This is a genomic window from Streptomyces sp. 3211.6 (assembly GCF_003634815.1).
Lineage (GTDB): Bacteria > Actinomycetota > Actinomycetes > Streptomycetales > Streptomycetaceae > Streptomyces > Streptomyces katrae_A.
Genome location: NZ_RBXC01000001.1, coordinates 6,474,447 through 6,491,778, shown reverse-complemented (window position 1 = coordinate 6,491,778; position 17,332 = coordinate 6,474,447). Strand labels below are relative to the sequence as shown.

Sequence of the window (17,332 nt, the reverse complement as noted above, 5' to 3'; positions counted from 1 at the left end):
TTCCCACGGGCACGCCTGGCCTGCCCGAACCATTACCGTAAGGCTTACGGTAATGCTCACCGTAGAATGGTGCGGGACGGCCCGCAAGGGCGCGCCCGGCCACGGCCGGACAGGGATGACGGCGGAGGGAGCACCATGGCGAAGCCTTCGGAGCGGGCGGTGCCCGGCGGGGCCGGAAGACGGCCGCGGGGCTCCCTGTCCCGGCCGCAGATCGTCGCCGCGGCGCTGGACGTGGCCCGCACCGAGGGCCTGGCGGCGGTCAGCATGCCGCGGCTCGCCCAGGAGCTGGGGTGCGGGGCGATGTCGCTCTACGGCCACGTGGACAGCAAGGAGCACCTGCTCGAACTGCTCGCCGGGGCCGTGCTGGAGGACTTCCCCCTGGAGCGCGGGGACGACGCGCCTTGGCGGCCGGCGCTGGCGGACTTCGCCGCGTCCCTGCGCCGCAGGATGCTCGAACACCGGGCCCTGGCCGAGCTCCTGATCACCCGTCGGATGTGGAGCGCGGGCCTGGCGGAGGTCTTCGAGTGGCTGCTGGGGAGGATGACGGAGGGCGGCTGGCCGCTGCGCGACGGCGTCCGGGCGTACCACTCGGTACAGACCTACACCCTCGGCTTCGTGCTGTACGAGATCGGCCGGACCACGCCGGAGGGCCAGGAGGACCACCGGGCCTGGTGGCGGCACACCCTCGCGGACCTGCCGCCGGCGTCGTTCCCCCGGCTGCACGCCGCCGCCGGGTACGCGCCGGAGGGGGCGCAGGACGAGCAGTTCACCTGGGGTCTGGAGCGGCTGCTGGACGGTCTGGCGGCGGAGCTCGCGCACGGCGGCGACCGCACCGGCGATGTGGCCGGGGGTACGGCCGGTGCGGGCCGTGCGGGCCGTGCGGGCGGTGCGGGCGGGGACGCGCAACGGCGGCGGACCGGGGCGATCAGCCCGGGTCCGCCGCCGTAGCCCCGTACGGGGTCGCGGGGTCAGCTCTGGAAGAGCCGGAACCGCTCCTCGCCCACGCGGGCGCGCGCCTGCGCGTCGGTCACGCCGAGGCCGGCCCTGGGGGCGAGGCCGAGCACACCGACCTTGCCGAGGTGCTCGTTCACCTGCACGCTGCGCGCCGCCTCGCCGGCGTCGTCCAGCGCGTAGGTGGCGGACAGGGCCGGAAGGACCTTGCCCATCCCGATGAGCCGGTTGGTCTCCCACTGCTCGTCCAGGTTGGCGCCGTGGCTGCCGATGATGTTCTTCAGCTTCATCCACAGGTAGCGGTTGTCGTACTGGTGGTCGTAGCCGGTGCTGGACCCGCAGGTGACGACGGTGCCGCCGCGGCGCGCCAGGAAGACCGAGGCGGCGAAGGTCGCCTTGCCGACGTGCTCGAAGACGATGTGCGGGTCCTCGCCGACCGCGTCGCGGATCGCCTTGCCCAGCTTCTTCCACCCCTCGGGCCGCTGGAGCATGGTGCGGTCGCCCTGTTCGATCGCGGAGCGGTCGATGACCGCCTCGCAGCCGAGCTTGCGCAGCACCTCCGCCTTCTCCGCGGAGCTGACGACACCGACGGGGATGCCGCCGCCGTTGCGCACCAACTGCACGGCGTACGCGCCCAGTCCGCCGGTCGCGCCCCAGATCAGGACGACGTCTCCCTGCTTCATGCGGGCGCCGCGGTCGCTGACGAGCATCCGGTACGCGGTGCCCGCGCACAGCGGGTTGGACGCGGCCTCCTCCCAGGTGAGCAGCGCGGGCTTGGGGAGCAGCTGACTGGCCCGTACGACGGTGTACTCCGCCAGGCCTCCGAAGTTGGTCTCGAAGCCCCAGGCGCGCTGGTCCTCGCCGAGCATGCCGTCGCGGTGGGTGGCCGGGTCCTGCTCGTCGACGTAGGCCGTGCCGATGACGACGTGGTCACCCGCGTTCCAGCGGCGCACGGCCGAACCGGTGCGCACCACGACGCCGGAGGCATCGGATCCGAGGATGTGGTAGGGCAGGTCGTGCCGTGCGTCCCAGCCCCCGCGCCGGCCCATCTGCTCCAGGAACCGGAAGGTGGGGACCGGCTCGAAGGTGGCCGACCACACGGTGTTGAAGTTGATGGCGCCGGCCATGACCGCGACCAGCACCTCGTCGGGGGCGAGTTCGGGCATGGGGACTTCCTCGACGTGCATCGACTTGCGGACGTCCTTGTCCGCGACGCCGTCGAACATCCCGGTCTGGTCCTTGTGGATCGTCACGGCCTTCATGTGGCCGGGCAGGGGCAGGCTCAGCAGCTCTTCGCCGCTGCGGCCTTCGATCACGGCGTCTGCGAGGGGCGTACTCATGGGATCTCCATCGGATGTCGTACGGTTCGAAAGGGCCGGGGTGCGGGCCGGGATGCGCGTCGGGGCGCGCGTCCGGGGTGCGGGCGCGCCGCAGCGGCGGCTCAGCGCTGCTGCGCTGCCCCGAGCGCCGCGAGTACGGCGTCGGTCGAGTCGACGCGGGCGATCATGGGGAGGATCCGCGTGGTCGCGAACTCCTGGTGTTCGGCGGAGAACGTGCTGGTCGCGTCCTCCGCGACGATCACGTGGTAGCCGTGCTCGTAGGCGAAGCGGGCGGTCGACTCCACGGCCAGGTTGGTGGCGACGCCGGTGAGGACGAGCTCTTCGACGCCGCGACGGCGCATCTGGAGGTCCAGTTCGGTGCCGGTGAAGGCGCCCCACTGCCGCTTGGTGATGAGCAGGTCGCCGGGCTGCGCCTCGAGCTCCGGGGAGAGCCGGGAGAACTCGGGCTGCAGGGCGGGGGGGTTGTGCGGCACGTCGGCGCGGGGCTGGAGGGCGGCGCCGCCGTCGGGCCCGTGGGCCACGTTGACCAGGACGACGGGAAGGCCGGCCTTGCGGAAGGCGTGGGCCAGGCGGGCGCTGTTGCCGACGACCTGGGCGGCCGGGTGGGGCTGCAGCGGGAGCCCGAGGATGCCCTGTTGCAGGTCGAGCACGACGAGGGCGGCCTTGGGGCTGAGTTCCACGACGGGCATGGGTGGTTCCTTTCGGAGGCGTGTGAGGCGTGTGAGGCGTGGGAGGTGTGGGAGGGGTGCCACGGGGGCGACGAGCAGCACGGAGTGCGTGCGCGTGGAGTGCGGCTGGGCCGGGGAAGCGGTTCAGCCGCGGGCTGCCGCACCGCGCAGGTGGCGCGTGGTGGCGGCGTTGAGGAGGAGTACGAGGCTGATGCCGGTGATCACGGCGGCCAGCAGGTGGAGTCCGGAGTCGCCGGCCTGCCGGCCGAGCGCGATGCCGACCAGGGCCGAGGCGAGGTTGGCCCCGATGTACTGGGAGGTGCGCAGGAGCCCGGAGGCGGTGCCGATCTGCTCGGCCGGCGCGGTGCGGTACATCAGCGTCTGGTTGCCCAGGCTGTTGAACCCGTTGGGCAGGCCCAGCACCGCGGCGATGACGAGGATCTGCCAGATCGGCACGCTCGATCCGAACAGCGCCAGTGCGGCGCTGCCCAGGCACAGGGCGCCGGAGCCGGTGATCAGGACGGTGCGCAGGCCTCGGCCGACGAGCCGGGTGGCCCACATGGTGGTGACGATGCCGAGGATGGCGACGGGGAGCATGACCAGGCCCGACTCCGACTCGGACAGGCCGCGTCCCTGCTGGAGCCACTGGGGCAGGGCGTAGGTGATGGAGTAGAAGACCACGTACGTCGCCATACAGCGTACATAGGTCGCGGCGAGCGGTCGGTTGCGGGCGATCATGCGCAGGTCCACGAAGGGCCGGTGGGCGCGCAGTTCACGCCAGATCAGGACGGCGGTCAGGACGACGAACACGGCCAGGGCCCACCACCGCGGGTGGTCGGGCAGCGAGAGCAGGAAGAGCATCAGGCCGCACAGTTCGCCGGTGAACAGGGCCATGCCGGGCAGGTCCAGTTCGCGCAGGGTGACCGAGGCGCGCCGGGCCGGATCGTCGGCGGGCAGCCAGAGCAGGGCCATGACCATGGCGGCCAGGGCGATCGGGACGTTGACCCAGAAGATGGCGCGCCAGTCCACGAGCTGGACGAGCACGCCGCCGAGCGGCGGGCCGAGGGCGACGGCGGCCTGGGAGGCGGCGGAGATGGCGCCGAGGCCGCCGGCCGGTGCGCCGGCCGCGGCCGGACCGGAGTCCGCCCGCAGGCGGATCATCGACATGCCGGCCGGGTACGCGGCCGAGGTTCCGATGCCCAGGACCACGCGTGCGGCGATCAGCCAGCCGAGGGTGGGGGCGAAGGGGGCCGCGGCGGCCGATCCCAGCACGAGCAACAGGCCGATGCCGAAGATCCGGCGGGGGCCGAAGGCGTCGGCCAGGCGGCCCATCGTGGGCTGGGCGACCGCGGTCGCCAGGTAGAGGCCGGAGACCAGCCAGACGACCGCGGCTCCGGCGTCGTAGGCCTTCTGGATGGAGAGCAGGGCCACCGCGAGCATCGAGGAGTTCAGGGCGTTGAGCATGGTGCCCAGGACGATCGGGGTGAGGAAGCCGAGCGGCAGGCGGGCGGGCTTGGGGGGAACCGGTTCTCTCGCGGTCCGCGCGGTGGGTAATGCCACGGTTCCCCCTCGGGGATGTCTAGGTCTCGGACAACAGGTCGAGCAGCTTGTTCGCGGCGCGCAGGAGGTCCCGCTCGACCGGCGTGAGGCGGGTGCCGATGGCCTGCGCGAGCCATGCGTCGCGCGAGTGCCGGTCGGCCTCCACCAGATGGCGGCCCGCTTCGGTGATCTCCATCAGGACCTGGCGGCCGTCACGGTCGTGGGGCCGGCGGGTGATCAGGCCTCGCTCCTCCAGGGCGGAGAGCTGGCGGGTGAGCGACTGCGGCTGGACGCCCTCGTGCGCGGCCAGTTCTTTGGGGCTGAGCGCGCCGATGCGGTCCAGCCTGCTCAGCACCGAGGCGCTGGTGAGCCCGAGGCCGTGCGCGGGCCGTTCCTGACGCATCCGCCGGCTGAGCGCGGACACGCTGTCGCGGGTCTGCCGGGCCAGGTCGATCGTGTCTTGATTGTCATCCACGAACGAAGCCTAGCTTATAAGCATGGCTTGGCATTTCGTCAACCCGGTCCGTCAGAACGCCGGATTTCCGACCTCGTTCCCGACCCCTCCGCCCCGCCTAACGCCCCATTAATTAACAAGAAAAGGCAAAGTGTGGCCGAAAAAGGGACACAGTCTCCCCGTGTGACGCTGCTCGCATTTACTTCGCTGTACTGAGCATGTTGTCTGGAGAGCATGATCAACCGATCCGGCTCCGATCCCCATCAACACCCAGAGCCCTCCGCCTTCCCACCCCCCCTCGCCGGCCTGAAGGTCATCGACACCGCCACCCTCTTCGCCGGCCCCTATGCCGCCACCCTGCTCGGGGACTACGGCGCGGACGTCGTCAAGGTCGAGCACCCCGACGGCGACCCGGCCCGCCGCTACGGCGCACAGGCCGACGGCGTGCCCGTGTGGTGGAAGGTCGTGGCGCGCAACAAACGCTCCGTCACCCTCGACCTGCACACCGAGGAGGGCCAGCGGATCTTCCGCCGCCTGGCGGCCGGTGCCGACCTCGTCGTGGAGAACTTCCGCCCCGGCACGCTGGAGCGCTGGGGCCTGGACTACGCCGCTCTCAGCGCGGACAACCCCCGCCTGGTGCTCCTGCGCATGACCGGGTTCGGCCAGAACGGCCCCTACGCCCACCGGCCGGGCTTCGGCACGGTCGGGGAGGCCATGAGCGGGCTCGCCCACCTCACCGGCACCCCCGACGGGCCGCCCACCCTGCCCTCCTTCCCCCTCGCCGACGCGGTCGCCGGACTCACCGCGGCCTTCGCCGCGCTGACCGCACTGCGCGCCCGCGAGCTGACCGGGCGCGGACAGGTCGTCGACCTCTCCATCGTCGAGTCGATGCTCGGCGTCCTCGCGGGGCCCCTCGCCACCTACGACCTGACCGGCGTCATGCCCACCCGGCAGGGCAACAGCTCCCCCAACAACGCCCCGCGCAACGTCTACCGCACCAAGGACGGCCACTGGGTGGCCGTCGCCGCCACGACCGTCTCCATCGCCGAGCGCGTGGTCCGCCTGGTCGGCCGCCCCGAACTGGCCGAAGAACCCTGGTTCGGCACCGGATCCGGTCGCGCGCGGCACGCCGGCGAACTCGACGCCGCCGTCGGCGGCTGGATCGCCGAGCGCACCCGCGACGAGGTCGTGGACGCCTTCGAGCAGGCCCAGGCCGCCATCGGCGCGGTCTACGACTTCGCCGACGTCCTCCAGGACCCGCACCTCGCCGCACGCGGCTCCGTCATCTCCGTGCCCGACCCGGAACTGGACACGATCCGCATGCCCGGCCCCGCCTTCAGGCTTTCGGACACGCCGGGGTCCGTGCGCTCGGCCGGTCCGCGCCTGGGCGAGCACACCGCCGAGATCCTCGGCGAACTCGGCATCGGGCACGCGGAGTTAACCGCGCTCGCAGAAAGGAAGGTCGTATGACCGCCACCGTGCACCGCAGCTACCTCTACGTTCCCGCCCACAAGGGGCGCATGGTGGAGAAGGCGTACGCGAGCGAGGCCGACGCCGTCGTCCTCGACCTGGAGGACGCCGTACCGCCCGACAGCAAGGAGAGCGCCCGCCGGGCCGCCGCCGAGATCCTTTCCGCCGCCCCGCCCAAGCCCACGTACGTACGCGTCAACTCCGTCGCCGGCGGCCTGGCCCGCGACGACGTACGGGCCGTCGCCGGCCCCGGCCTCGCGGCCGTCCGGCTGCCCAAGGTCGAGCACCCGCAGCAGATCCGCGAGGCCGCCCGGTGGCTGGAGGAGGCCGGGTGCGACGCGGGCGTGCAGATCCTCGTCGAGTCCGCACGCGGCGTCGAAGCCCTGGGCGAGCTCGCCCATGCCACGCCCCGGCTGGAACGCATCGGCCTCGGCGAGAACGACCTGCGCGCCGACCTGCGCACCGACTTCGACGGACCCACCATGGACGCCGCCCGGGTGCGCTGCGTGTTCGTCTCCCGCGCCGCCGGGCTCGTCAGCCCGGCCATGAGCGTCTACCCGCGGCTGGACGACCCGGAAGGGCTGCGCCGCTCCTGCCTGGACGGCCGCGGCATGGGCTACCTCGGACGTTTCGCCGTCCACCCCGGCCAGCTTCCGGTCATCAACGAGGTCTTCACCCCCTCCCCCGAGGAGGTCGCCGACGCCCGCGCCGTGCTGGCGGCCGCCGCCTCCCGGCCGGACTCGGGATCGTCCGTGTTCGTGACCGACGACGGCCGCACCGTCGCGCCGCCCTTGGTGGCGCAGGCCCGCGCCGTCCTGACGATGGCCGGCGCGATCTCGGCAGGCGCCCCCGCCTCGTGAACCCGGCGCTCCCCACCTCCCGCGACGTGGCCCAGCCCGCCCGTGAAAGGCAACCCATGACCGACGCCCCCTCGCTCCCCGCCACCGCCGCCGATCCCCTCCTGACGGCCATCGCCGCCGGGACGATCGTCCACGATCTCGCCCAGCCCCTGGAGAACGGCATGCCGTGCTCCCCCAACCACCCGGGCTTCCGCATGGCGCTGCTGCGCCGCCACGGCGACGGGCTGCGGCCGGACGGGAGCTCGGCCGCCAACGAGCTCATCGTCACCGGCGGGCACGTCGGCACGCACATCGACGCGCTGTCCCACGCCTCCCACCACGGACGGCTCTTCGGCGGCCACGACGCCGCCGCGGCCCAGCAGGGCGGACGCTTCTCCGTCCACGGCATCGACACCGTGCCGCCCATGGTGTGCCGCGGCGTCCTCCTGGACGTCGCCGCCGCCCACGGCACGGAAATCCTCGCGGCCGGCTACGGCATCACCGCCGACGACCTGGCCCACGCCGCCGCCCGCGCGGGCGTCCTGCCCGCCGAGCAGGACGTGTGCCTCGTCCGCACCGGCTGGGCGCGGCGGTGGAGCGACGCCGAGGCGTACATCGGCCGGGAGACCGGCGTACCCGGCCTCACCGAGTCCGCCGCGGCCTGGCTCGCCGACCGCGGCGTGCGCGCCATCGGCGCCGACACCACCGCCGTCGAACAGATCCCCGCGGGCCAGGGGCACGCGGTGCTCCCGGTCCACCGCACGCTGCTCGTGGACCGGGGAGTCCACCTCATCGAGCACATGAACCTGGAGACGCTGGCCGCCGCCGGAGCGGCCGAGTTCCTGTTCGTCCTCAGCCCGCTGAAGATCACCGGCGGCACGGGGTCCCCGGTCCGGCCGCTCGCCGTCCTCACCGCCCCCACGGCCGCCCCGCAGGAGTCACGATGACGAGGTCACAGCCCGGCCCCGCCCCCCTCGTCCACCGCCTCGCCGCCTTCGCCGCCGAGGCCCGCGACCGCGGCCTGCCCGGGCGGCTGCGCGCCGAGGCCGCCGAGCGGATCCTCGACTGCCTGGGCAACAGCCTCCTCGCCCAGGGCGAACCCGCCCCCCGGGCCGTACTGGCCGTCGCCCGCGAGTGGGGCGGTACCGGCCCGGCGCACGTCCTCGGATCGCACCAGGCGCTGGCCGTGCCGGCGGCGGCCCTGGTCAACGGAACCCTGGCGCACGCCATGGACTTCGACGACTCCCACATGCTGTCGGTCCTGCACCCCAGCGCCTCCGTGATCCCGGCCGCCCTCGCCGTCGCCGAGGCCACCGGCGCCGGCGGGCCGCAGCTGCTCGACGCCGTCACGGTCGGGACCGAGGTCTGCATCCGGCTCGGCATCGCCGGTTACGACCCGGACCTCGGCAACTCGCTGTTCTTCGAACGCGGCCAGCACGCCACCTCCATCTGCGGCACCCTCGGCGCGGCCGTCGCGGCCGCCCTGCTCCTCGGTGCGGACGAGGACACCATCGCCGCCGCCCTGGGGATCGCCGCGAGCACCGGCGCCGGCCTGCTGGAGGCCAACCGCACCGGCGGCACCGTCAAGCGGATGCACTGCGGCTGGGCGGCGCATGCCGGAGTGGCGGCCGCCCAGCTGGCCCGGGCCGGCATCACCGGGCCGCCCACGGTCCTGGAAGGGCGGTTCGGGTTCTTCCAGGCCTGGTGCGGCGACCGGGCCCGTCCCGAGGCGGTCCTCGACGGCCTGGGGGAACGCTGGGAGACCAGCGAGATCATCGTCAAGCCGTACCCGTGCAACCACTTCACGCACCCCGGTATCGACGCCGCACTGCGCCTGAGGGACCAAGGAGTGCGCGCCGAGGACGTCGTCCACGGCGAGCTGCGCGTCCCCACCGCCATGCACCGCACGATCGGCGAGCCCGCGACCGCCAAGGCCGCCCCGGCCACCGGCTACGCGGCGGCCTTCTCCGGCCCCTTCACCGTGGCGACCGCCCTCCTCGGCGGCGGAGGCCTCGGCGTCTGGTTCGAGGACTTCACCGACGCCGCCGCCCACGACCCCGCCCGGCGCGCCCTCGCCGCCCTCATCCGCTGCGTGCCCGACCCCGGCCTCGACCCGCTGTTCCCCACCCGGCTCCCGGCCGTGCTGCGCGTGACCACGCGGGACGGCCGGACGCACGAGATCCGCGTCGACACCAGCAAGGGCGGCCCGGACGTGCCGCTCACCACCGGAGAGCGGGAGCACAAGTTCCGGCTGTCGGCCGGCACCGCCCTCCCGCCCGCACGCGTCGACGCCGTACTGCGGGCCGTGCGCGCCCTGCCCGAGGGCGGCAACGCCACCGACCTCCTCGCCCTGTGCTCCTCGCCCGCCGCCTGACCGGCCGTCACGGCCCCGGCCCGGCGCACGGCCACCACCCCACACGACACCCGGAAGGGATCGCCTCACCATGTCAGTCACCAGCCCGAACCGTTTCCGCATCCGGCTGAGCCGCCTCGCCGTGGGCGGCACGGCCGCCCTGTGCGCCACCGTCCTCGCCGCCGGAACCGCCCTCGCCGCGCCCGTCGTCCGGACCGCCGCCTCCCTGCCCGGCTTCGGGCTGTATCCGGAGAGCCTCACCCAGGACCCCTCGACCGGCGACGTGTTCGTCTCCGCCTACGGCGACGGATCCGTCCTGCGGCTGCCGGCCGGCGGGACGCAGGCGTCGGTCTTCCTTCCGTCCGGCACGGACGGCAGAGCCCACGCCGCCGGAGTCAAGGCCGACGGATCCGGCCGGCTGTGGGTCTCGGGCGGCACGGACCGGTCGGTCACCGTGTACGACGACACCACCGGCATCCGCGTGGCCCGGTTCCACATCCCCTTCGCCTCCGGCGGCGTGAACGACCTCGCCTTCGGCCCCGACGGCACCGCCTACCTCACGGACTCCTTCAACCCCGCCGTCTACCGGGTCACCCCGCAGCAGCTGACGCAGGCCCGGACGCAGGGCACCGACACCGCGCTCGACACCTGGCGCGACCTCACCGGCACGCCCGCCGACTACACGCAGCACTCCGGCCTCAACCTCAACGGCATCGCGTACGTCGACGGCGGCGCCCTGCTGACCGCCAACACCACCACCGGCGCCCTGTACCGCATCGCCACCGACACCGGCGCCGTCACCACGGTCCCCGGCGTCTCCCTGCCCAACGCCGACGGCCTCTCCTACCGGGACGGCAAGCTCTGGGTGGCCCTCAACCGCACGAACACCCTGGTGCGCCTGGCCGTTTCGCCCGCCGCGCAGTCCGTCACCCAGGAGGCCGTCTTCAGCAGCTCCGAACTGCAGATCCCGACGTCCGTCCTCCGCTCCGGCCACGGCCTGCTCGTCACCCGCTCCCAGTACGACAAGGGCGGCCCCTTCGGCGCCGGAACCCCCGTCCCCTTCACGATCGCCGAAGTGGACGACTTCTGACCCGCGCCCGCCCCCTAGCCGCCGACCCGCGCACGCCGGCGAGCGAGGGCTTCGAAGTCCCCGTGCGGTGGGCGAACCTACGGTGGTTCAGTCCTGCGGGTCCTGGTGTCTGGCTCGGCTTGGCTGGACGCGTTTGGGTTCGCCCGGCATCTTCGGGTAGTCCGGGGGGTACGGCATGTCGCCCAGGCCGTGGTCGCGTTCGTCGCGGGCCGCGCGTTCCAGGACGGCGTCCAGGCTGAAGGCGTGGTCGTCCATGTCGGCGTGGAGGTCGCCCAGTTCGGCGAAGCGGGCCCGCATCGTCACGATGTCGAAGTCGCGCGGTTCCGCGTCGTCCACCTCCTCCCAGCGCAGGGGCGCCGAGACCGGGGCGTGCGGGCGGGGGCGGACGGAGTACGCCGAGGCGATGGTCCGGTCGCGGGCGGTCTGGTTGTAGTCCACGAAGATCCGCTCGCCGCGCTCCTCCTTCCACCAGGCCGTCGTGACCTTCCCCGGCATCCGCCGCTCCAGCTCCCGGCCCAGGGCGATCGCGCACCGGCGGACGTCCGTGAAGGTCCAGCGCGGCTCGATCGGCACGAAGACGTGCAGCCCGCGTCCGCCCGAGGTCTTGGGCCAGCCGCGCAGGCCCACCTCGTCCAGGAGGGCCCGCAGTTCGTGTGCGGCGGCCACCGCGTGGTGGTAGTCGGTGCCCGGCTGCGGGTCCAGGTCGATGCGCAGTTCGTCCGGCCGGTCGGTGTCCCCGCGGCGCACCGGCCAGGGGTGGAAGGTGAGGCAGCCCAGGTTGGCGGCCCACAGGACGGCGGCCGGCTCGGTGGGGCAGATCTCGTCCGCCGTGCGGCCGCTGGGGAACGCGATGTGGGCGGTCGGGATCCAGTCGGGCAGGTTCTTCGGGGCCCGCTTCTGGAAGAAGGACTCGCCCTCCACCCCCTCCGGGTACCGCTCCAGGGTGGTGGGGCGGTCGCGCAGGGCGCGGGTGATCCCGGGGGCGACGGCCAGGTAGTACTCGGCGACGTCCCTCTTGGTGTACCCGCGCTCCGGGAAGTACACCTTGTCGGGGCTGGACAGGCGTACCGCCCGCCCGCCCGCGTCGAGCTCGATCGCACCACCCGCGCTACCAGCCATGGGCGCCACGGTAGGCGCGCGCGGGCGGCCCCGCACACCGAGCGGGCCCGGACGTACCACCGCAGAATCGGCGGTATGGACCTGCCGGTGATGCCGCCCGTGAAGCCGATGCTCGCCAAGTCCGTGGCGAGGATCCCGCCCGGCATGCAGTACGAGGCCAAATGGGACGGCTTCCGGGCGATCGTGCACCGCGACGGGGACGAGGTGGAGGTCGGCAGCCGTACCGGCAAGAGCCTGAGCCGGTACTTCCCCGAGCTGGTGGCGGCGCTCAAGGAGAACCTGCCGGACCGCTGCGTGGTCGACGGGGAGATCGTGATCGTCCACGGCGGGCGGCTGGACTTCGACCGGCTGACCGAGCGGATCCACCCGGCGGCCTCCCGGGTGAAGCTGCTCGCCGAGACCACCCCGGCCAGCTTCGTCGCCTTCGATCTGCTCGCCCTCGGCGACGAGGCCCTCCTCGACACCCCGCTCGCCGACCGCCGCAGCGCCCTGGTCCACGTCCTCTCCACAGCCCGGCCCCCCGTGCATCTCGCGCCCGCGACCACCGATCCCGCGCTCGCGCGGGAGTGGTTCGAGCGGTTCGAAGGCGCCGGGCTCGACGGGGTCGTCGCGAAACCCCTCGATCTGCCCTACCGGCCCGACGCCCGCCTGATGTTCAAGATCAAGCACGAGCGTACGGCCGACGTCGTCCTCGCGGGCTTCCGTTTCCACAAGAGCGGTCCGGTTATCGGATCGCTGCTCCTGGGCCTGTACGACGCCCACGGCGCGCTCCAGCACGTGGGCGTCTGCGCCGCCTTCCCCATGAAGCGCCGCGCCGAGCTCGTCGGGGAACTGGAGCCGTTGCGGATGCCGGACGTCACGGGGCACCCGTGGGCCTCCTGGGCCGAGGAGGCCGCCCACGAGAACGCCCGGCTGCCCGGCGCGCAGAGCCGCTGGACGGGGAAGAAGGACCTGTCCTGGGTGCCGCTGCGTCCCGAACGGGTCTGCGAGGTGAAGTACGACCACATGGAGGGCGACCGCTTCCGGCACACCGCGCAGTTCGTCCGCTGGCGCCCCGACCGCACCCCGGAGAGCTGCACGTACGAGCAGTTGGAGGAGGTCGTCGGCTACGACCTGGCCGAGGTCCTGGGCGAGGCCGGCTGAGGGGGCACGGCGGCGGCCGCGGTGAGCTCCTCCCACCGCGCGCGGTCCGGTCCCACCGCGTTCGGCGCCCAGTCGGGCCGCCGGGCGAGCCAGATCGCCACCCTGGCCCGGACGGCGGGGTCCGCGTAGGCCCGTCCGGGCGGTTCGGCCAGGTGCCGGACCCTGGCCCGGGCCCGCATCACCTCCGGGTCCTCCAGCGCGCACTCGAACAGCGCGGCCGCCTCCCGCGCCCGCCCGGCGAGGCTCCCCGCACCCCCGCCCCCCGGCACCACGACCCCGGCCCCGGCCCCGGCCGCCAGCCGTGCCCCGACGGCCGCGTCCGCGCCCGCCTGGAAGTCGAACCAGGGCTTCAGCGTGCGCAGCGCCCAGCCGTGGTACCCGGCCGCGAAGCCGGGGGATCCGGGGTCCCGGTGGGCGGTACGGGCCACCCGGTCGGCCGCCCACAGCGCGAGCGAGGTCCCCTGGCCCAGGGTGGGGTTGGTGTGGGTGAGGGCGTCCCCGACGGGGACCATGCCGCTCACCACCGGGCCCCGCGCGTCGGCCAGGGGGCTCCACCGGTTGTCCAGCCCCGCCGTGGCCAGTACCCCCGACAGCGGCTCGGCGCCCAGCCCCAGCCAGGCGGCGCCGGGCGGGAAGGCCCGTGCGGCGGCCTCGAAGACGGCCGGGTCGCGCAGGGCGCCCCGGGTGGGGTCGCCGGTGTGCGCGAACACGGTCACGGCGAAGACCCGGTTGTCGGACGGGAAGACCGCGCAGCCCGCGAAGGCTCCGCCGGTCACCGTCCAGGGGCGGCGCGGCCCCTCGTCCACGCCGTCGGGCAGCCGGTACCAGCGGCAGAAGTAGGCGAGGCCGGTACGGTGCCGCTCGACGGTGCCCGGGCGGCAGCCGGCCGTGGCGAGCAGGGACGCGCAGCCGCCGCGCCGGCCCGCCGCGTCCACCACGAGGTCGCCCCCGTACCCGCCGCCCGGGGTGCTCACCCCGGTGATCCTGGGCTGCCGGCCCCCGGTCGCGGTCAGCCCGGTGACCGGCTCCCCGTAGCGCACCACCGCCCCCGGCTGCGCGCGCAGGGCGGTGGTCAGCGCGCTCTCCAGCACGATGCGGCGGGCCTGGACCAGCACCAGGTCCTCGTCGCCGGGGCGCGCGGGGGGTCTCACGTCGAACCAGTCGAGCTCGTGCCGCTCGCGGGCACCGAGCCGGAGCATCTCGGCGTACACGTCGGGCAGCTCGGCCCGGAGCACGGCGCGGGCGGCGCCGAGCAGCAGGTGCGGCTGCGCAGCCTGGGGGACGCCCGGACGGTGCCAGCCGAAGAAGTCCCGGTCGAGGAGGTCACGGCCAAGGACGTCCCGGCCGAGGAGGTCACGGCCGAGGACGTCCCCCGCCGGGAGGCCCCGGTCGGGTGCGGCGCCGGGGGCCCGGGTGTCGCGTTCGAAGACCTCGGCCGTGTGCCCCCGCCGGGCCGCCAGAAGGGCCGTCGCGAGCCCCGCGACCCCACCACCGATCACCAGCACATGTGCCATTGCGCGCCCCCTGAGCCGAGGTACATACGACGATCGGACCGCCAGAGCCTGCACGCACGAGCCCTGGCCGAAACTCGCACACCCGTCCGATGGACCGGCCCCGCTCCGGGTTGACGCCCCGTCTCCTCGCGGCGTCGGATGGGACAATGGCCACTCCCGCCGGACGAGGAACAGGACAGCCCCGCGTGACTCCCCAGACCCCCGAAACCGCCGGCGCCCCGCGGGGCGTCCCCCAGCCCCATGCCGTCGTCGGCGTCGGCCTGATCGTGCTCGGCCCCGACGGCCGGGTCCTGCTCGGCCAGGCGCACGACGGGCGCTGGGAACTGCCCGGCGGCAAGGTCGACCCCGGGGAGGGCTTCGAACAGGCCGCCGCGCGCGAGCTCGCCGAGGAGACTTCCCTGCACACCACCCCGGAGGCCGTCGAAGTGCTGGCCGTCCAGCTCTCCGCGACGGAGACCGCCGTCACCCGGCTGACGGCGGCGGCCCTGACCCGCTCCGCCACGGGCACCCCGGCCGTCACCGAACCGCACAAGATCGCCCAGTGGCGCTGGTTCGCCCCGGAGGAGATCCCCGGAGCGCTCTACGCCCCCTCGGCGGCGGTCCTGCACGCCTGGAACCCCGCCCTCACCTCACTGCCCACGGCCCCCGGCCACGACTACGCCACCCGCGCGACGCAGGGCTAGGTGGGGCCGGTTCAGAGCGTGACCCAGGCCGAAGGAGATCGCACCGGACCAGATGGGACGCACCGCCACCTCCACTCGTGCCCCTTTTCCAGCCTCCCACCGGCCGGCGGTGATGTCCGCGCCGGGACGTCGGACGAGAGCCGTCCGGGTGACCGTGCATGTTGGATGCACGGCTCGAAAACGAGTTCGCCCACAGTGCCGGGCCGGGCACCGACTCCACGGCCCGGGCCGGCATCGGCGTCACCGGAGGGCTCAGGGCCACCTCGACGGCTCCTCGTTGCCGGTCAGGCCCGGGGCCGCTTCTTCGCCGGGTCGATATGCGGAGGGCTCTCTTTCAGAAAGTGCCGCGCGGCTGCTTGAGGCTGCTGAACAGAGTCCCAGCAAGGAGGATTGCGATACCGGCTACGAGGGCGGGCAGGCTGGTGGAGGGGTGCAGGACGACAGCCCACGCTTGGGCTCCGCGCCCCCCGCTCTTCCAGCCCCCAACAGCGAGGATCAGGGGTATGGCGGTGAGGACTGGGGCCGCAATCCGAGCGCCCGTGAGGGGGTGGAGGATGAGCGCCAGGCCAAGGTAGAAGGCTGTGTTCCGGCCGATCGCCAAGGCAACGGCGTCGGCGCCCATGAAGTGTCCGAGAACAGCCATGCCCAGTGCGAGGACTGCACAAGCAGCGGCGAGGAGGGTGTCGAGGCGGTGGACAGCCCGCACGGCGACCGTTTCAGTTGCATCTCTGGCACGGCCCGTGAAAGCAAGCCAGATCACGGCAGGGGTGACGGTGATCAGTGCGCCCAGAAGGAAGTGTCCGGCCCCACCGACCATTGCGGGTACTGGGATGCGGCTCTGCCCGAAGGCCAGGCCGGTACCGGCCGTCGCAGCGGTGACGACGGCGAGGGCGAGGACGTTGCGGGATGCGGCCCACCAGTTCACCGGCTTGCCCCTTCAGGATTCAGGGTCGGCTTCTGGTCACAGCCGGTGAGCGCGGCCCGGTTCGTCTCGTACCAGGCGCGCTGACGGTCGGAAGGCAGCGTGAGGACCTTCTGGGCGAGTTCCGCGTCGTCGGGTGAGATACGGCCCTGGACCGGCGCCGGGGGCGTTTGGGTGGCGATGGCGGTCAGCCAAGCGGTAAGTGGTCCCCGGGCGGGATACGCAGGGTACTTGCGGCTGGTGCGGGCGCATTCGGGTACGGGGGGCAGGAGCGTGTTGGTGAGGTTGGCAGCCACGTCCTGCTCGCGCACCTGGCCTTTGCCTCCGAAGTGGGCTTGTCCGGGCTTGAGGTCACGGTTTTGGGTGAAGGAAGAGAGCATGGGGAACCCGGCGCTCTGCAGGCGTCCGCTGTAGGTGCGGGTTGTCGCCACGATCCTGGAGCGGTCCGGTGTCTCGGGCCACAGGCATACCTCCGGGGCGCCCGCGGTGTCGCAGACCAGTGCGTCGGGGTTCCGGTCGGTGACTGGGCTGTAGCTCACGTTCACCACCAGGTATACCGAGGCAGCGGAAGCGGCGACCAGTACAACCAGAGGCTTCCAGCGCCTGGCCTGGGCGATGACCAGGAGGCACGCGGCGATGACTCCGCCGGTGAACAGGAGCGGCCCCCATACCACCATGGGGTCGATGACCGATCCGACCGAGCAGCAGCTGTCATAGGCACCCGCGACCAGATGGCGAGGCCACGGCGTGTCCCATGATCCAGGGAACGCGGTCACGCAGAACCCGACGACCATCGCCAAGGGCGCGGCCGCAAGTTGCGGAAGAAGACCGCCCAAGAGGTATCCGGCGAGCGTAGCGGCCGCCATCAGCATCGCAAACACCACGAACATGCCCAGATGGGAGAAAGGCGGCAGCGTTCCCGCCGCGGAGACCCCGATGCCGACCGCGATCAGCATCCCGGCCACTCCCATCGCCCACACGGGGGCGAGTAACGGCAAGGCGATGGCGAGCCGGCTGCGGGAAGGAGTCTGCCCGAAGACGTTGCCCCGGCGCAGGCGAGCGCCTTCCCACGCTCCGCTCGCCGCGCATGCGGCGGCGGCGAACGGGATCGTGTAGGAGGCGTTGCCGAGGACAGACGGCCCGTAACCGTGGACGGTGCCCGCTGTGATCGGCTCCGACAGGAGCAACAGGACGTAGCCGGCGAGAAAGACGAGCATGAGCGCGGCGGAGGAGGACCGAAGGAGAGT

General features: G+C 73.3%; 16 protein-coding genes. 8 read left to right on the top strand and 8 right to left on the bottom strand.

The window, feature by feature from the left end:
* Positions 1 to 135: 135 nt before the first annotated feature.
* Positions 136 to 948, top strand: coding sequence for a TetR/AcrR family transcriptional regulator (locus BX286_RS29800; protein ID WP_261993547.1), 813 nt, complete (start codon positions 136 to 138; stop codon positions 946 to 948).
* 20 nt (positions 949 to 968) lie between these two features.
* Here BX286_RS29800 and ccrA read toward each other — a convergent pair whose 3' ends face one another.
* The 4 genes from ccrA to BX286_RS29780 form a co-directional block, all read right to left on the bottom strand.
* The gene (ccrA, locus tag BX286_RS29795) at positions 969 to 2,291 is read right to left on the bottom strand and encodes a crotonyl-CoA carboxylase/reductase (RefSeq protein WP_079430599.1); all 1,323 of its coding nucleotides are present in this window, start codon (positions 2,289 to 2,291) and stop codon (positions 969 to 971) included.
* 101 nt (positions 2,292 to 2,392) lie between these two features.
* The gene (locus BX286_RS29790; RefSeq protein WP_079430598.1) at positions 2,393 to 2,980 is read right to left on the bottom strand and encodes a hydrolase; all 588 of its coding nucleotides are present in this window, start codon (positions 2,978 to 2,980) and stop codon (positions 2,393 to 2,395) included.
* Between the two features lie 123 nt (positions 2,981 to 3,103).
* Positions 3,104 to 4,519, bottom strand: a complete 1,416-nt coding sequence (locus tag BX286_RS29785; RefSeq protein ID WP_222842061.1) for an MFS transporter — start codon at positions 4,517 to 4,519, stop codon at positions 3,104 to 3,106.
* A 19-nt stretch (positions 4,520 to 4,538) separates the two neighbouring features.
* Positions 4,539 to 4,973 carry a MarR family winged helix-turn-helix transcriptional regulator gene (locus BX286_RS29780; protein WP_079430597.1) on the bottom strand — a complete coding sequence of 145 codons (435 nt, stop codon included), beginning with the start codon at positions 4,971 to 4,973 and terminating at the stop codon, positions 4,539 to 4,541.
* 213 nt (positions 4,974 to 5,186) lie between these two features.
* Here BX286_RS29780 and BX286_RS29775 point away from each other — a divergent pair, with 213 nt between their 5' ends.
* The 5 genes from BX286_RS29775 to BX286_RS29755 all read left to right on the top strand — a co-directional run bounded on the left by BX286_RS29775 (position 5,187) and on the right by BX286_RS29755 (position 10,704).
* Positions 5,187 to 6,422, top strand: coding sequence for a CaiB/BaiF CoA-transferase family protein (locus BX286_RS29775; RefSeq protein ID WP_121016829.1), 1,236 nt, complete (start codon positions 5,187 to 5,189; stop codon positions 6,420 to 6,422).
* Positions 6,419 to 7,282 carry a CoA ester lyase gene (locus BX286_RS29770; RefSeq protein ID WP_079430595.1) on the top strand — a complete coding sequence of 288 codons (864 nt, stop codon included), beginning with the start codon at positions 6,419 to 6,421 and terminating at the stop codon, positions 7,280 to 7,282. Before BX286_RS29775 ends, BX286_RS29770 begins: the two co-directional genes overlap by 4 nt.
* A 56-nt stretch (positions 7,283 to 7,338) precedes the next feature.
* Positions 7,339 to 8,208, top strand: a complete 870-nt coding sequence (locus tag BX286_RS29765; RefSeq protein ID WP_079430594.1) for a cyclase family protein — start codon at positions 7,339 to 7,341, stop codon at positions 8,206 to 8,208.
* Positions 8,205 to 9,635, top strand: coding sequence for an MmgE/PrpD family protein (locus BX286_RS29760; RefSeq protein ID WP_121016827.1), 1,431 nt, complete (start codon positions 8,205 to 8,207; stop codon positions 9,633 to 9,635). Before BX286_RS29765 ends, BX286_RS29760 begins: the two co-directional genes overlap by 4 nt.
* A gap of 70 nt (positions 9,636 to 9,705) precedes the next feature.
* On the top strand, positions 9,706 to 10,704 hold the full coding sequence (locus BX286_RS29755; protein WP_121016826.1) for a superoxide dismutase: 999 nt from the start codon (positions 9,706 to 9,708) through the stop codon (positions 10,702 to 10,704).
* 87 nt (positions 10,705 to 10,791) lie between these two features.
* On the opposite strand, the gene ligD is transcribed toward BX286_RS29755, so the two are convergent.
* The gene (ligD, locus tag BX286_RS29750; protein WP_185117151.1) at positions 10,792 to 11,823 is read right to left on the bottom strand and encodes a non-homologous end-joining DNA ligase; all 1,032 of its coding nucleotides are present in this window, start codon (positions 11,821 to 11,823) and stop codon (positions 10,792 to 10,794) included.
* Positions 11,824 to 11,898: 75 nt separating this feature from the next.
* Between ligD and BX286_RS29745 the strand changes: the two genes are divergently transcribed.
* Positions 11,899 to 12,966 carry an ATP-dependent DNA ligase gene (locus BX286_RS29745; RefSeq protein ID WP_121016824.1) on the top strand — a complete coding sequence of 356 codons (1,068 nt, stop codon included), beginning with the start codon at positions 11,899 to 11,901 and terminating at the stop codon, positions 12,964 to 12,966.
* On the opposite strand, the gene BX286_RS29740 is transcribed toward BX286_RS29745, so the two are convergent.
* Positions 12,930 to 14,480 carry an NAD(P)/FAD-dependent oxidoreductase gene (locus tag BX286_RS29740; protein WP_121016822.1) on the bottom strand — a complete coding sequence of 517 codons (1,551 nt, stop codon included), beginning with the start codon at positions 14,478 to 14,480 and terminating at the stop codon, positions 12,930 to 12,932. The two genes, BX286_RS29745 and BX286_RS29740, sit on opposite strands and share 37 nt — an antisense overlap.
* A gap of 185 nt (positions 14,481 to 14,665) precedes the next feature.
* Here BX286_RS29740 and BX286_RS29735 point away from each other — a divergent pair, with 185 nt between their 5' ends.
* The gene (locus tag BX286_RS29735) at positions 14,666 to 15,163 is read left to right on the top strand and encodes an NUDIX hydrolase (RefSeq protein WP_261993546.1); all 498 of its coding nucleotides are present in this window, start codon (positions 14,666 to 14,668) and stop codon (positions 15,161 to 15,163) included.
* 334 nt (positions 15,164 to 15,497) lie between these two features.
* On the opposite strand, the gene BX286_RS29730 is transcribed toward BX286_RS29735, so the two are convergent.
* Positions 15,498 to 16,088, bottom strand: a complete 591-nt coding sequence (locus BX286_RS29730; protein ID WP_100862485.1) for a hypothetical protein — start codon at positions 16,086 to 16,088, stop codon at positions 15,498 to 15,500.
* A complete protein-coding gene (locus BX286_RS29725) occupies positions 16,085 to 17,302 on the bottom strand; it encodes a hypothetical protein (RefSeq protein ID WP_148710300.1) in 1,218 nt (405 codons plus the stop codon). Before BX286_RS29725 ends, BX286_RS29730 begins: the two co-directional genes overlap by 4 nt.
* Between the last annotated feature and the right edge of the window lie 30 nt (positions 17,303 to 17,332).

Excerpts from the sequence above, each read along its gene's own strand:
- BX286_RS29800 (WP_261993547.1), top strand. The coding sequence starts at position 136 with ATGGCGAAGCCTTCGGAGCGGGCGGTGCCCGGCGGGGCCGGAAGACGG.
- ccrA (WP_079430599.1), bottom strand. The coding sequence starts at position 2,291 with ATGAGTACGCCCCTCGCAGACGCCGTGATCGAAGGCCGCAGCGGCGAA.
- BX286_RS29790 (WP_079430598.1), bottom strand. The coding sequence starts at position 2,980 with ATGCCCGTCGTGGAACTCAGCCCCAAGGCCGCCCTCGTCGTGCTCGAC.
- BX286_RS29775 (WP_121016829.1), top strand. The coding sequence starts at position 5,187 with ATGATCAACCGATCCGGCTCCGATCCCCATCAACACCCAGAGCCCTCC.
- BX286_RS29770 (WP_079430595.1), top strand. The coding sequence starts at position 6,419 with ATGACCGCCACCGTGCACCGCAGCTACCTCTACGTTCCCGCCCACAAG.
- BX286_RS29765 (WP_079430594.1), top strand. The coding sequence starts at position 7,339 with ATGACCGACGCCCCCTCGCTCCCCGCCACCGCCGCCGATCCCCTCCTG.
- BX286_RS29760 (WP_121016827.1), top strand. The coding sequence starts at position 8,205 with ATGACGAGGTCACAGCCCGGCCCCGCCCCCCTCGTCCACCGCCTCGCC.
- BX286_RS29755 (WP_121016826.1), top strand. The coding sequence starts at position 9,706 with ATGTCAGTCACCAGCCCGAACCGTTTCCGCATCCGGCTGAGCCGCCTC.
- ligD (WP_185117151.1), bottom strand. The coding sequence starts at position 11,823 with ATGGCTGGTAGCGCGGGTGGTGCGATCGAGCTCGACGCGGGCGGGCGG.
- BX286_RS29745 (WP_121016824.1), top strand. The coding sequence starts at position 11,899 with ATGGACCTGCCGGTGATGCCGCCCGTGAAGCCGATGCTCGCCAAGTCC.
- BX286_RS29740 (WP_121016822.1), bottom strand. The coding sequence starts at position 14,480 with ATGGCACATGTGCTGGTGATCGGTGGTGGGGTCGCGGGGCTCGCGACG.
- BX286_RS29725 (WP_148710300.1), bottom strand. The coding sequence starts at position 17,302 with ATGCTCGTCTTTCTCGCCGGCTACGTCCTGTTGCTCCTGTCGGAGCCG.